The following is a 13,610-nucleotide window of genomic DNA, read 5'->3' as shown; positions in this document are numbered from 1 at the left end:
ATTACATCTCGATTTTGATTGGATCATTCATGGCATTAATTCCAGTAACCATATTGACGGGCTTTTTGGGAAGCGGCAAAACCACTTTGTTGAAACACATCCTCACTGAAGATCACGGCAAAAAAATTGCAGTGATTGAGAATGAATTCGGCGAAGAGAATATTGACAATGACATCTTGGTTCAAGATCACGAAGAGAATATTGTGCAAATGAGCAATGGTTGTATTTGCTGCACGATTCGTGGCGATCTTGTTGAGGCTCTCAATGCGCTATGGGAGCAGCGTAAAGATAAGAAGATTAGTTTTGACCGGGTTGTGATTGAAACCACGGGCGTCGCTAATCCAGGCCCTGTCGCGCAAACCTTCTTTATGGATGACGATGTTGCTGACCACTATGTACTCGACGCAGTCGTTACTTTGGTAGACGCTAAGCATGGCCAGCAGCAACTGACCGAACATGAAGAGGCTCAGCGCCAGGTAGGCTTTGCAGATCAGATCTTTATTACCAAGACAGACTTGGTTTCTCCTGCTGAAGTAGAGGCCCTGCGCGGTCGCTTAATGCATATGAATCCTAGAGCCCCGATCAGCGCTATTTCCAAGGGCGTAGTGCCTTTGAATGCAGTCTTAGATCTCAAGGGCTTCAATCTCAATGCCAAGTTGGATATTGACCCCCATTTCTTAGAGCAGGATGATCATGACCATGCCGATTGCGGGCATGACCACTCCCATGACCATGATCACAGCACCTGTGGCCACGACCATAGTCATGACCATCACCACCATGGCCATGCCGGCCACACAGATCGCATCCAATCCTTTGTTTTTCGTAGTGATAAACCCTTTGATCACCAAAAGCTAGAAGACTTCCTTGGAGGCATTTTGGAGGTGTTTGGTGAAAAGATGCTGCGTTATAAAGGCGTGCTTTATGTAAAGGGCAGCAATCGAAAAGTAGTGTTCCAGGGCGTTCATCAGATGATGGGCAGCGATTTGGCTGGTCCTTGGGGTGCTGAGCCTAAACAAACCCGGATGGTCTTCATAGGCATTGATTTACCTAAGGATGTTCTATTGGCTGGGCTTGAGGGATGTTTGGTCTAGAAAGATTCGGGTACAATCCGCCGCCATGGTCAAGATTGGTAAATATTCAAGAATATTGATTGAAGGACTGTAAAAGTTTGGCAGAATGAGGCAATAATGCTTCAAATCTAGGAAAGAATGAGATGACGGTAAAAACAGCAACAAAACCTGCAAGCGCTACAAAAGCGAGCAGCAAAGCTACTAGCGCTAAAGCAGTCAAGGGCGCACCTTTAACAGAAGCAGAATTGCTTAAGATGTCCGACAAGGACTACATGAGCGCTGCCCAGTTAGATTTTTTCCGTCAAAAATTGCTTACGCTCAAAGAAGATATTTTAAAAAATGCATCTGAAACCACTGAGCACTTGCGTGAGAATATTCTGGTTCCTGATCCAGCTGATCGCGCGACTATCGAAGAAGAGCATGCCTTGGAATTGCGCACCCGTGATCGTGAGCGCAAATTGTTGAAAAAAGTAGAACAAGCGCTTGGACGCATTGAGTCTGGCGACTATGGTTGGTGCGAAGAAACGGGGGAGCCAATCGGCTTGAACCGTTTAATTGCAAGGCCTACAGCCAATTTATCTCTTGAGGCTCAAGAGCGTCGCGAACTCCGTCAAAAATTATTTGGCGAATAAATTCTATTTGTAATGACTAAGCATTTACCTGCTCTAAGTGATATCCCGCCTTTATTAAAGGCGGAGATTCTTGCCGAAGCACTGCCATACATTCGCCAGTATCACGGCAAGACGATCGTAATTAAGTATGGTGGCAATGCTATGGTTGAGGAGCGTCTTAAAGAAAGTTTTGCCCGCGACGTTATTTTGTTGAAGTTAGTCGGCATGAATCCTGTGGTGGTTCATGGTGGCGGGCCGCAAATTGATGAAGCATTGAAGAAAATTGGTAAAGCAGGAACCTTTATCCAAGGTATGCGTGTCACAGACGAAGAAACGATGGAAGTCGTGGAATGGGTTCTTGGTGGCGAGGTTCAGCAAGATATCGTGATGCTGATTAATCACTTTGGTGGACAAGCGGTTGGCTTGACTGGCAAAGATGGTGGACTCATCCATGCCAAGAAAATGATGATTCCAAGTGAAACAGAGCCAGGTAAAAAAGTAGACATCGGTTTTGTGGGTGAGATTGAGGCGATTAATCCAGCAGTAGTGAAGGCTTTGCAGGACGATGCTTTCATTCCGGTGATTTCGCCGATTGGCTTTAGTGCGGAAGGTCAAGCTTTCAACATTAATGCGGATTTAGTGGCTGGCAAGATGGCTGAAATCCTTCATGCAGAGAAGTTGGTCATGATGACTAATATTCCTGGTGTCATGGATAAGAGTGGCAAGTTATTAACCGATTTAACCGCCCGAGAAATTGATGCCTTATTTGCTGATGGCACGATCTCTGGGGGTATGCTGCCAAAGATTTCTTCCGCTTTAGATGCTGCTAAAAGTGGCGTGAACTCAGTACACATCATTGATGGCCGAATAGAGCATTCTTTGTTATTAGAAATTCTGACTGAACAAGCGTTCGGTACGATGATTCGTTCTAGATAAGTACATAGCCATGCGTGAATCTCTAGAGCCAGCCGATATCGACAGCAATCATACTGACGCTGGTAAAACACGCAAGCGACCACGTCCTGGCGAGCGTCGTCTACAGATTCTTCAAGTCCTTGCAGAAATGTTGCAAAACCCGAGGGGTGAACGCGTAACGACTGCTGCTTTAGCTGCCAAGATAGAGGTTTCTGAGGCGGCTCTGTACCGCCATTTTGCAAGTAAAGCGCAGATGTTTGAAGGCTTGATTTCTTTCATTGAGCAGACTGTTTTTGGTTTGATCAATCAAATCAATCAAAAAGAAGAATCTGGACTTGCTCAAGCGCGCGGTATTTTGCAAATGCTCTTATTCTTTGCTGAAAAAAATCCTGGTATGACCCGTGTTTTATTGGGCGATGCTTTGTTGCAAGAAGATGATCGACTGCAAGAACGCATTACTCAAGTACTAGATCGCGTAGAGGCATCGCTAAAGCAATCCTTGCGTATTGCCCAAACCCAGGGCGGTACATGGGCTCAACTGGGTCAGGAAGAAGTGAGCATTCGTGCTGCGATGTTGATGAGTTTTGTTTTAGGTCGTTGGCATCGATTTGCCCGTAGCGGCTTTAAGAAATTGCCAACGGATGCGTCTGATGTTAGTTTGCGCCTGCTCTTGTCAGAATGAGCGAGCTATACCTCTCTAGAAACACCATCCATTTTGCCGAGCCCCTGCCTTTGCAGAGTGGCGCCTTATTGTCTGGCTATGACTTAGTCATTGAAACCTACGGCAAGCTTAATGCTGATAAAACTAATGCCGTATTAATTTGCCATGCGCTCAATGCATCCCATCATGCAGCGGGACCAAGCCCCGACGATCCTAAGGATATTGGTTGGTGGGATAACATGATTGGCCCCGGCAAGCCGGTTGATACGAATCATTTTTTTGTGATTGGTGTCAATAATTTAGGCTCCTGCTTTGGCTCTACCGGTCCGATGAGTATTAATCCAGCTACTGGTAAACCTTATGGTGCAGATTTTCCAGTAGTCACTGTTGAGGATTGGGTAAACACCCAGGCACGCTTAGCAGACAAGTTAGGCATTCGAAAGTTTGCCGCGGTCATGGGCGGAAGTTTGGGCGGGATGCAGGCGATGGCTTGGGCCATTCAATTTCCTAAGCGTCTTGAGCACTGCGTTGTGATTGCTTCGACTCCAAAGTTAAGCGCTCAGAACATTGCGTTTAATGAGGTGGCACGAAATGCGATTCTGTCTGACCCCGATTTTCATGGTGGTAATTATTACGAGCACGGTGTCGTGCCCAAGCGGGGCTTGCGTTTAGCGCGGATGGTTGGTCACATCACTTATTTATCTGATGATGACATGGCCGAGAAATTTGGGCGTGAGTTACAGCGCCCTCATGGGGAATCAAACGACTATCGCTTTAGTTTTGATGTTGAGTTTGAGGTTGAAAGTTATTTGCGTCATCAGGGTGATAAGTTTTCTACCTACTTTGATGCCAATACCTATTTGTTGATCACGCGTGCTTTAGATTATTTTGATCCTTCGCGTCGTTACGATGGTAGTTTGAATCGCGCCTTAGCCGAAGTACAAGCCAAATTTTTGGTAGTGAGTTTTTCTACCGATTGGCGCTTTCCACCCAATCGTAGTCGCGAGATTGTTCAATCTCTCTTGAGCAATAAGAGCGAAGTGACCTATGCCGAGATTGATGCACCTCACGGCCATGATGCCTTCCTGTTAGATGATCAGCGATATCACAATTTGGTGAGAGCTTATTTCAAGCAAATGCGTGAGGTTCAATCATGATCATGAATCAGCGTGCCGACTTTACTGCTATAGCCAATTGGATTGCGCCTAATAGCCAGGTGCTTGACTTAGGTTGTGGTGATGGTAGTTTCTTAGAGTTTTTGCAGAAGCAAAAACCGGTTCATGCTTATGGTGTAGAGATTGATGATGCGCGCGTCTTGTCTTGCGTGCAAAAAGGTTTGAACGTTATTCAACAAGACTTAGAGGGTGGTTTGGCGCTCTTTGAAGATAACAGCTTTGATACGGTCGTGTTGTCACAGACAGTACAAACCATTCATCAAACGGAAAAGATTTTGCGTGAAGTGGTACGTGTCGGTAAAGAATCAATTGTGTCATTTCCGAATTTTGCCCATTGGTCTCATCGCTTGGCAGTTGGCTTGGGCCGTATGCCTGTTTCTAAGAGCTTGCCTTACCAGTGGTACAACACTCCGAACGTACGGGTGTTGACTGTAGCCGACTTTGAAAAGTTAGCCTCTAGTATTGGTCTCAAAGTGATTGATCAGTGCATTTTGCATGACGGTCGACAAGTGACTCTAATGCCAAATTTATTCGGCAGCTTGGCTTTATTTCGTGTCAGCCGTGCATAGGGTAATAATCTCAAGGTGTTAAGTGCAGTTCAATCTTGGCTAAAGGATTTTCGGGTATACCTCGAATGGCCATGTTTGCGAATGCTGTTTCTGGGCTTCTCCGCTGGCTTGCCTCTTTTACTGATTCTCGGCACTTTAAGTTTTTGGTTGCGTGAAGCAGGTATTGATCGCAGCACGATTGGCTATCTCACTTGGGTTGGCTTGATCTATGCATTCAAATGGGTTTGGGCGCCATTAGTGGATCGTGTGCAAATTCCTTTTTTGACTCAGTTGCTGGGGCGCAGAAGAAGTTGGTTGCTTTTTGCGCAAGCGCTCATTATTTTGGGTCTTGTAGGAATGTCTTCTTTAGATCCCAAGCTGGCTCTGAACTCCATTGTTTGGTGCGCGCTGCTGGTGGCATTTGGTTCAGCGACTCAAGATATTGCTTTAGATGCCTTCCGCATTGAATCAGCTAATAGCGATCATCAAGCCGCCTTGGCAGCTACTTACCAAACAGGCTATCGACTGGCGTTGATTTGGGCGGGTGCGGGCGTATTGTGGCTCGCTGCAAGAGCTGAAACAGGCAGCGGTTATGACGCTAGTGCCTGGCAATTCGCTTATCTTTGTATGGCCGCCTCCATTGGTGTTGGCGTATTCACTACGCTATTAAGTACTGAGCCAGCACGCTATGAATTAGCCAAAGCGCGTAATGCTAAAGCATGGCTTTATCAAACCTTGATAGAACCTTTTGCAGAATTCATCACCCGCTATCGTTGGCATGCGATTTTGATTTTGTCACTCATCGCAATCTATCGTATTAGCGATGTCGTAATGGGCATTATGGCTAATCCATTTTATGTCGATATGGGCTATACCAAAGATGAAGTAGCGGCAGTCAGTAAAGTGTTTGGTGTCGTGATGACTTTAGTTGGTGCATTTGTAGGTGGCGTCCTCACTCTGCGATTTGGCGTCTTACGAATTTTGTTTTTAGGGGCAGTACTGTCTGCCGTAAGCAATTTACTGTTTGCTTGGCTTGCCACCCAAGGCCATGATTTACATGGTTTGATTTGGGTAATCTCAGCTGATAACTTAAGCTCGGGTATTGCTAGCGCTGCCTTTATTGCTTTCTTATCATCGCTGACAAATATTCGTTATTCAGCTACTCAATACGCACTCTTTAGTTCGATGATGTTGTTACTGCCTAAATGGCTTGCAGGCTTCTCGGGTGTATTTGTTGACAGCTTCGGGTACCAAGCTTTTTTCTATGGCACTGCGATCATTGGTGCCCCTGTCCTCATTCTGATTTGGGCAACGATTCACTTTAAGGTTGTGCAGATTAAAAAAGATGGGGAGTAATCTCCTTCTTTTTAATACTTAAAGCTTCCAGTCATAGTCGACCGTCAGCGGGGCGTGATCTGAAAAGCGCTCATCTTTATAGACTGCTGTTTTCTTGGCAGTAGTAGCAATGCCTGGTGTGCTGATCTGATAGTCAATGCGCCACCCCACATTCTTGGCATAGGCTTGACCGCGGTTACTCCACCAGGTGTAGCAAGACTCTCCAGCTTTGGGCTCTAGTTTGCGATACACATCTACATAGCCGTTCTTATCAAAGAGATTAGTGAGCCACGCTCGCTCCTCTGGAAGGAAGCCAGAATTTTTAACATTACCTTTCCAGTTTTTTAAATCGATCTCGTGATGTGCAATATTGATGTCGCCGCAGAGTACGATTTCTCTCCCGGATTTTTTGAGTTTAATAAGGTGAGGCAAGAAGCTATCGAGGTAACGATATTTGGCTTCTTGACGCTCAGGGGAGCTTGAGCCTGAGGGCATATAAACCGAGATTACTGATAACCCCTTGTATCTGGCTTCTACGTAACGCCCTTCAGCATCAAACTCATCATTGCCATAGCCGTAGAGAACCTCATCAGGCTTATGAGGCGTATAGATGCCGCAGCCACTATAGCCTTTCTTCTCGGCATGATGAAAGAAGCCATGCATGCCGTCAGGATTGAGGATGGCATCTTCTAGATCATCTTTCTGAGCCTTGAGCTCTTGCATGCAAATGAAGTCTGCTTTTTGCTTCATAGCCCATGGTAGAAAGCCTTTTTTGACTGCAGAACGGATACCGTTGAGGTTCGCGGAAATGATGCGTAACATGTAGTCCTATGAGCTCAAATAATTCAAATCAAGATAACTTTATTCGTTTTACCTTGGAGGCAAAGGTTTTGTCCTTCGGAGAGTTTAAAACTAAAGCCGGTAGACTCTCGCCTTATTTCTTTAACGCGGGCGGATTTGATGACGGTACTCGCTTAGGCGCCTTGGGTCGTTATTACGCTAAGGCCCTGCAAGAATCCAAACTTCCATTTGACATGCTCTATGGCCCTGCCTACAAAGGCATTACTTTGGTAGCCGCTACTGCAATTGCTTTGGCTGACGACGGGATTAATGTACCGTATGCCTACAACCGCAAAGAAGCCAAAGATCATGGTGAGGGTGGGGTGTTGGTGGGTGCGCCAGTGAAAGGCAGGGTAGTGATTGTTGATGATGTTATTTCTGCAGGCACCTCTGTCAGAGAGTCCGTAGAGCTTATTCGCAAAGCAGGAGCGGAACCTGCGGCCGTCTTGATTGCCTTAGACCGTATGGAAAGATCCGGAACTGCAACCGAGATTGGTGATCAGTCGGCGGTGCAAGCGGTTGAGCAAGAATTTAACTTACCAGTCATTTCAATTGCGAACTTGACTGGCTTAATGTCTTTCTTAACTGCTTCAAGCGATGCTCAGTTAACAAATTATTTGCCGGCAGTAAAAGCCTATCGCGAAAAATACGGCATCTAAGAAAGCAGAAAGCTAGCTTAGATTTCTGTTTCACCTTCAAATACGGTAACAGCTGGTCCAGTCATAATGACGGGCTGAGTAACGTTATTGACGATCCCGCCCCAGGCAATTTGAAGATCCCCACCGCGGGTATGAACCTTTACTGGCGAGTCCAACAAACCCCTGCGAATCCCCGACACTACAGCCGCGCAAGCACCAGTACCGCAGGCCAAAGTTTCTCCTGCGCCACGTTCGTATACGCGCAATTTAATTTCATTGCGATTAACAGCCTGCATGTAGCCCGCATTTACCTTTTTTGGAAACGCAGGGTGTTTTTCAATTTCAGGCCCTTCTTCAAGAACAGGTGCGCTACCAATATCACTTACGACTTGTACGGCATGTGGATTGCCCATAGATACAACACCAACAAAACTATCGTGTGTCGCAGGGTGATCTAGGGGAAGGGCGTAAAGCGTTTCATGAAACTCTTGCATGCTTGCCAAGCCATTGTCATTAAATGGGATTTGGCTAGGCTCAAAAATTGGTGCACCCATATCTACCTCAACCTGTCCATCTGGATAAGATTTAAGCGAGAGAATAGTGTGTGCAACTTCGACACGTAAAGGATTTTTAGTGGATAAGCCTTGATCTAATACGAAGCGCACAAAACAACGCGAGCCATTACCGCATTGCTCTACTTCGCCACCGTCTGCATTAAAAATCCGATATTTAAAATCCGCATCGGGTCTGGTAGCTTTTTCCACCAAGAGAATTTGATCAGCACCAATGCCAAATTGACGATGAGCTAACGATTGCCACTGCTCGCGTGTGATGCCGCTGAGGTCTTGATCGATGCCATTGAGCACGATAAAGTCATTGCCAGCACCATGCATTTTGGTGAAGCGAAGTTTGCGTCCAGTGTTGGCTTGATGAGCGCTCAAAATATCTCTTTAATCGTAAAGGCTAGCCTCACCAGGAGGGCGATGCTTAAAGCGTTTATGAACCCAATAGTACTCTGCTGGTCTTTCTCGAACAAGTTCTTCAATATATAGATTAAGACGAGCTGTATCTTTTTCTACATCATCGCTTGGAAAGTTGGGCAAAGGTTCACTGATATTGCAGGTATAGCCTTTGCGATCTTGATTTAGCGTAGTGGTCATTAAACACACCTCAGCTCCGCTCAATTTGGCAAGGCGTGATACGGAAGTGATAGTGTTGGTTTGAATACCGAAGAAAGGGACAAAGACTGAGTCTCTTGGCCCCAAATCAATATCAGGAGCAATAAAAATAAAGTTACCTGTCTGAATTTCACGGATGAGATCGCGGAGTCGACTTTGTCTTTCAATCGATTTACCCCCAAAGCGATTTCTCCATTCAATCATTTTTTGATTGAAGAAGGGGTTCTTCATATTTTGGTAGAGGCCTGCACCCCTTGGCCAATCATGCTGGTTAGCCAGTACAGAGAGCGCCATAAAACCACCCTCAAGGCCAACAAAGTGGGGGTTGATGAGTAGGCGTGGCTTGCGATCACCCAAGGTAATGGCAGAATTTATCGTGACGATATCGGTGATTTGATTGCCACTGCCAAGCCAAATTCGGCTTCTCTCCAATACGCTGCGACCAAATAATTTCCAGTGCTCCAGCGCAAGCTGATCAATTTCCACTTCGCTCAGATTGGGAAAACACAGTCGCAAATTCGTTTTAACAACCTGGGCGCGACTATTGGGTATATGGGCTGCCAACCAACCAAGTCCATAGCCCACATAAATCGTGATGGTGTATGGCAGAAAGGCAAATAAGCGCAATAAGCTAAGCGCTAAGAAATTGAAGAGGTTGGATAACCAGGTCATCTCAAAAATAATAAATTGATTAAACGCTGGGCGGCAATTCTGCACCGGCTGGATGCTTATAGCGGTTGTAAGACCAAATAAATTGTTCTGGTGCAACCAAAATCGCGTTTTCAATCGAAGTGTTTAATTCTTTGACCGCAATATTGGCATCGTCTGAAAACGCATCTAAACGTTTGGCGTCAATCGTCCATCCTTTGCCTAGCGCGTTTCTTTTTGCTGTAAACATGACTGCAGGAGTGTTGTGGCGATTCGCAAGACGAATTGGCAAGGTGGTTGTGTAGGCAGGACGTTCAAAAAAATGAGCCCAAATGCCATCACCGCCGCTTGGTACCTGATCGGGAAGGATGGCGATTGCCTCTCCCTTGGAAAGCGCCCGCGTCATTTGGCGGACGCCGTTGAGATTAGTTGGGACAAAATGCATGTTAGGGTAGGCGCGACCTGCCTCAACAACTTCATTAAGCCATTCTTGGCGAGATGGGCGGTACATGATGGTTGCTGGGTAATGGTTTGCAAGATAGCGAGGAATGATTTCAAAGCCACCTAGATGTGGACAGAGAATGATCATGCCCTTACCTTCAGACATGGCATCCTGTACGACATTCCAGTTGTGCACGGTGGTGATTGCTAATGCTTTTTTGGGATTGCGCCAGATCCACAGGCTATCTGAAAACAGCATGCCCGATGCGCGCACTGCTTCCCAGAGTTTGAAAGGGAGTTTGCGGGCATTCACTACAGCTTCGTATTGAGGCCTAAATAATGAGCGATATTGTTTTGAGCCCAAATAAGCCAAAAGACCCAAAATTGCGCCAAATACCTGCACTACTGCTAGGGGCAGCACAGAGATGATGTTGAGACCGAAATTCAAAAGGATTTTTCGCACCCTCCAATGATATTCAATGCGGCTGTAGAGACCAAATTTAAGTGCCTCTTGATGGATTACACCCTTTTCAGATAGAATTACGTTATCGCCGAGTTAAGACAACTTGCAGGGCGATTCAAAAATTCTGCTAAAGCGTCGCCGTTGTAGTTCCTGGCACGTCGAGTTGTCCTACAGAGCGTGTTAATTTTTAAAGGAATATGCAATGGCAAATGATTACTTCTTCACCTCAGAATCTGTTTCTGAAGGCCACCCCGATAAAGTAGCAGACCAAATTTCTGATTCGATTTTGGATGCCATTTTGGCCCAAGATCCAACAGCACGCGTCGCTGCAGAAACTTTGTGTAATACCGGTTTAGTAGTACTTGCTGGTGAAATTACTACTAACGCTAACGTTGACTACATTCAAGTGGCTCGCAATACTTTGCGTGAAATTGGCTACGACAATACCGCCTACGGCATTGATTACAAAGGATGCGCTGTATTAGTTGCCTATGACAAGCAAAGTCCAGATATTGCGCAAGGCGTTGATAAGGCACATGATGATGGTTTAGATCAAGGCGCTGGCGACCAAGGCTTAATGTTTGGTTATGCTTGTGATGAGACGGCTGAGCTTATGCCTTTGCCAATTCACTTATCACACCGTTTGGTTGAGCGTCAATCTCAATTGCGTCGTGATGGCCGTTTGACATGGTTGCGCCCAGATGCCAAGTCACAAGTGACATTACGTTATGTGGACGGTAAGCCTGACTCAATCGATACGGTTGTGCTGTCTACTCAGCATGATGAAGATATTTCTCTTGAAAAATTGCGTGAAGCAGTCATCGAAGAAATCATCAAACCAGTATTGCCAAAGCATTTGATCAAAGGCGCAATTAATTTTTTGGTCAATCCTACTGGCCGTTTCGTTATTGGTGGCCCACAAGGCGATTGCGGTTTAACTGGTCGCAAAATTATTGTGGATACCTACGGCGGTGCAGCCCCTCACGGTGGTGGCGCATTCTCTGGTAAAGATCCATCTAAGGTTGATCGCTCTGCGGCCTATGCCGGTCGTTATGTGGCTAAGAACGTCGTTGCTGCCGGTTTAGCAAGCAAGTGTTTGATCCAGATCTCTTACGCTATTGGCGTTGCAAAACCAACTTCAGTGATGGTGAGCACTTATGGCACTGGCAAGATCTCTGATGAGAAGATTGCGCAATTAGTATCTGAGCACTTTGATTTGCGTCCAAAAGGGATTGTGAAAATGCTGAACCTCTTGCGCCCAATCTATCGCAAGACGGCTGCTTACGGTCACTTTGGTCGTGAAGAGCCAGAATTTACTTGGGAACAGACTGATAAGGCCGCCGCATTACGTGCTGCTGCAGGTCTATAAGTACTAAAGCCGTTTAGAAAGCCTTCAAAAGCAGTTTATAGATGGATTGAGGCGAAATATAGAGAAATTGATTACAATTTCTCTATACCTTCAAGGAGCGTTGCAAGGAATGTTGAGACCCAGCATTTCCCCAGGCTTGGAGGGAGTAAGTTCTAGGGCAACCTCCAGAATTTGCTTATTGCAACTGCGCTCGCTAACCCATGATTCAACGGCTAGCGAGTTTGCACTCCAGCATTGGATCGTTTTTAGCTGGAGCATTGATGAATACCGTTTCTGATTTAAATAATTTTGTTGCCACCCGTTGCGCAATTGCCGATATTTCTTTAGCTGATTTTGGCCGTAAAGAAATTGCGATTGCTGAAACTGAAATGCCTGGCTTGATCGCTATTCGTGATGAGTTTTCAGCGCAACAGCCATTACGCGGTGCCCGTATTACTGGTTCATTGCACATGACCATTCAAACCGCAGTATTGATTGAGACCCTAGAGGCTCTCGGAGCCCAAGTTCAATGGGCTTCTTGCAATATTTTCTCAACACAAGATCATGCTGCAGCTGCAATTGCTGCCAATGGCACGCCAGTCTATGCCATTAAGGGTGAGACCCTTGAGCAATATTGGGATTTCACCCATCGTATTTTTGAATGGGCTGACGGCGGTTATACCAATATGATTTTGGATGACGGTGGCGATGCGACTTTGTTACTGCACCTCGGCGCACGTGCTGAAAAAGATCAAGCTTGCTTGAATCACCCCACTAGCGAAGAAGAAACCATTTTGTTCTCTGCCATTAAGAAAAAATTGGCACAAGATCCAACTTGGTATTCCACACGCTTGGAAAAAGTAAAGGGCGTTACAGAAGAGACGACTACTGGTGTGCATCGCCTGTATCAAATGTTTGCTAAGGGCGATTTGAAATTCCCTGCAATCAACGTGAACGACTCAGTTACTAAGAGCAAGTTCGACAACCTCTATGGTTGCCGCGAGTCTTTAGTTGATGCGATCAAGCGTGCTACCGACGTCATGGTTGCCGGCAAGGTTGCAGTAGTTTGTGGTTATGGCGATGTCGGCAAAGGTTCGGCCCAAGCATTGCGCGCTTTGTCTGCTCAAGTTTGGGTTACCGAAGTGGATCCGATTTGTGCGTTACAAGCAGCTATGGAAGGCTATCGTGTTGTGACTATGGATTATGCTGCTGACAAAGCAGATATCTTTGTTTCTGCAACAGGCAACTATCATGTGATTACACATGACCATATGGTGAAGATGAAGAATCAAGCGATCGTTTGTAACATTGGCCACTTTGATAACGAGATCGACGTCGCCGGCATCGAAAAATACAAATGGGAAGAGATCAAGCCACAAGTTGACCATGTGATTTTCCCGGCTGCCAATGGCCAACCTGAAAAGCGCATCATCATTTTGGCCAAGGGCCGTTTGGTAAACCTAGGTTGCGGTACGGGACACCCCTCTTATGTCATGAGCTCATCATTTGCAAACCAAGTGATCGCGCAAATCGAATTGTGGAATGCGGTAGGTACAGATAAATACCCAATCGGTGTATATACATTGCCTAAGCATTTGGATGAGAAGGTTGCACGTTTACAGCTCAAGACTCTCAATGCAGAGTTAACGGTGTTGTCTGATCAGCAGGCTTCCTACATTGGTGTAACGAAGGAAGGCCCATATAAGGCTGACCACTATCGTTATTAATCCATTCAT

14 protein-coding genes and 1 riboswitch are annotated in these 13,610 nt (G+C 46.0%); of the genes, 10 read left to right on the top strand and 4 right to left on the bottom strand.

Going from position 1 to position 13,610, the window contains the following annotated elements:
• Positions 1 to 29: 29 nt before the first annotated feature.
• The 7 genes from AOC29_RS10845 (at position 30) to AOC29_RS10815 (ending at position 6,339) form a co-directional block, all read left to right on the top strand.
• Positions 30 to 1,094, top strand: coding sequence for a GTP-binding protein (locus AOC29_RS10845; RefSeq protein WP_215295992.1), 1,065 nt, complete (start codon positions 30 to 32; stop codon positions 1,092 to 1,094).
• 233 nt (positions 1,095 to 1,327) lie between these two features.
• Positions 1,328 to 1,705, top strand: a complete 378-nt coding sequence (dksA, locus tag AOC29_RS10840) for an RNA polymerase-binding protein DksA (protein ID WP_215297529.1) — start codon at positions 1,328 to 1,330, stop codon at positions 1,703 to 1,705.
• A gap of 12 nt (positions 1,706 to 1,717) precedes the next feature.
• A complete protein-coding gene (argB, locus tag AOC29_RS10835) occupies positions 1,718 to 2,620 on the top strand; it encodes an acetylglutamate kinase (protein ID WP_215295991.1) in 903 nt (300 codons plus the stop codon).
• Positions 2,621 to 2,630: 10 nt separating this feature from the next.
• Positions 2,631 to 3,281, top strand: a complete 651-nt coding sequence (gene slmA / locus AOC29_RS10830; protein ID WP_215295990.1) for a nucleoid occlusion factor SlmA — start codon at positions 2,631 to 2,633, stop codon at positions 3,279 to 3,281.
• Positions 3,278 to 4,417, top strand: a complete 1,140-nt coding sequence (locus AOC29_RS10825) for a homoserine O-acetyltransferase (RefSeq protein WP_215295989.1) — start codon at positions 3,278 to 3,280, stop codon at positions 4,415 to 4,417. The genes slmA and AOC29_RS10825 overlap by 4 nt, the downstream gene beginning before the upstream one ends.
• Positions 4,414 to 5,004, top strand: a complete 591-nt coding sequence (gene metW, locus AOC29_RS10820; RefSeq protein ID WP_215295988.1) for a methionine biosynthesis protein MetW — start codon at positions 4,414 to 4,416, stop codon at positions 5,002 to 5,004. The genes AOC29_RS10825 and metW overlap by 4 nt, the downstream gene beginning before the upstream one ends.
• Positions 5,005 to 5,019: 15 nt before the next feature.
• Positions 5,020 to 6,339 carry an MFS transporter gene (locus AOC29_RS10815; RefSeq protein WP_215295987.1) on the top strand — a complete coding sequence of 440 codons (1,320 nt, stop codon included), beginning with the start codon at positions 5,020 to 5,022 and terminating at the stop codon, positions 6,337 to 6,339.
• Between the two features lie 18 nt (positions 6,340 to 6,357).
• On the opposite strand, the gene AOC29_RS10810 is transcribed toward AOC29_RS10815, so the two are convergent.
• Complete coding sequence (locus AOC29_RS10810) at positions 6,358 to 7,140, bottom strand: exodeoxyribonuclease III (protein ID WP_215295986.1); 783 nt, start codon at positions 7,138 to 7,140, stop codon at positions 6,358 to 6,360.
• An 8-nt stretch (positions 7,141 to 7,148) separates the two neighbouring features.
• Here AOC29_RS10810 and pyrE point away from each other — a divergent pair, with 8 nt between their 5' ends.
• Complete coding sequence (gene pyrE / locus AOC29_RS10805; protein ID WP_215295985.1) at positions 7,149 to 7,817, top strand: orotate phosphoribosyltransferase; 669 nt, start codon at positions 7,149 to 7,151, stop codon at positions 7,815 to 7,817.
• Positions 7,818 to 7,834: 17 nt separating this feature from the next.
• On the opposite strand, the gene dapF is transcribed toward pyrE, so the two are convergent.
• Genes dapF through AOC29_RS10790 form a run of 3 tightly spaced genes read right to left on the bottom strand, consistent with a single transcriptional unit; the run spans position 7,835 to position 10,511 of the window.
• Entirely contained in the window at positions 7,835 to 8,689 is an 855-nt protein-coding gene (gene dapF, locus AOC29_RS10800) for a diaminopimelate epimerase (protein ID WP_215297527.1), read from the bottom strand.
• 57 nt (positions 8,690 to 8,746) lie between these two features.
• A complete protein-coding gene (locus AOC29_RS10795) occupies positions 8,747 to 9,646 on the bottom strand; it encodes a lipid A biosynthesis acyltransferase (protein WP_215295984.1) in 900 nt (299 codons plus the stop codon).
• A 19-nt stretch (positions 9,647 to 9,665) separates the two neighbouring features.
• Complete coding sequence (locus AOC29_RS10790) at positions 9,666 to 10,511, bottom strand: lipid A biosynthesis acyltransferase (protein WP_251370000.1); 846 nt, start codon at positions 10,509 to 10,511, stop codon at positions 9,666 to 9,668.
• 217 nt (positions 10,512 to 10,728) lie between these two features.
• Between AOC29_RS10790 and metK the strand changes: the two genes are divergently transcribed.
• Positions 10,729 to 11,895: a methionine adenosyltransferase gene (gene metK / locus AOC29_RS10785; RefSeq protein ID WP_215295983.1), complete on the top strand. Its 1,167-nt coding sequence runs from the start codon at positions 10,729 to 10,731 to the stop codon at positions 11,893 to 11,895.
• 86 nt (positions 11,896 to 11,981) lie between these two features.
• A riboswitch (S-adenosyl-L-homocysteine riboswitch) is annotated at positions 11,982 to 12,094 on the top strand.
• Between the two features lie 61 nt (positions 12,095 to 12,155).
• A complete protein-coding gene (gene ahcY, locus AOC29_RS10780) occupies positions 12,156 to 13,601 on the top strand; it encodes an adenosylhomocysteinase (protein ID WP_215295982.1) in 1,446 nt (481 codons plus the stop codon).
• Positions 13,602 to 13,610 lie beyond the last annotated feature (9 nt).

Origin of the sequence: Polynucleobacter sp. JS-JIR-5-A7 (genome assembly GCF_018687935.1) — a bacterium.
Lineage (GTDB): Bacteria > Pseudomonadota > Gammaproteobacteria > Burkholderiales > Burkholderiaceae > Polynucleobacter.
This window is presented reverse-complemented; position numbering and strand designations above follow the sequence as displayed.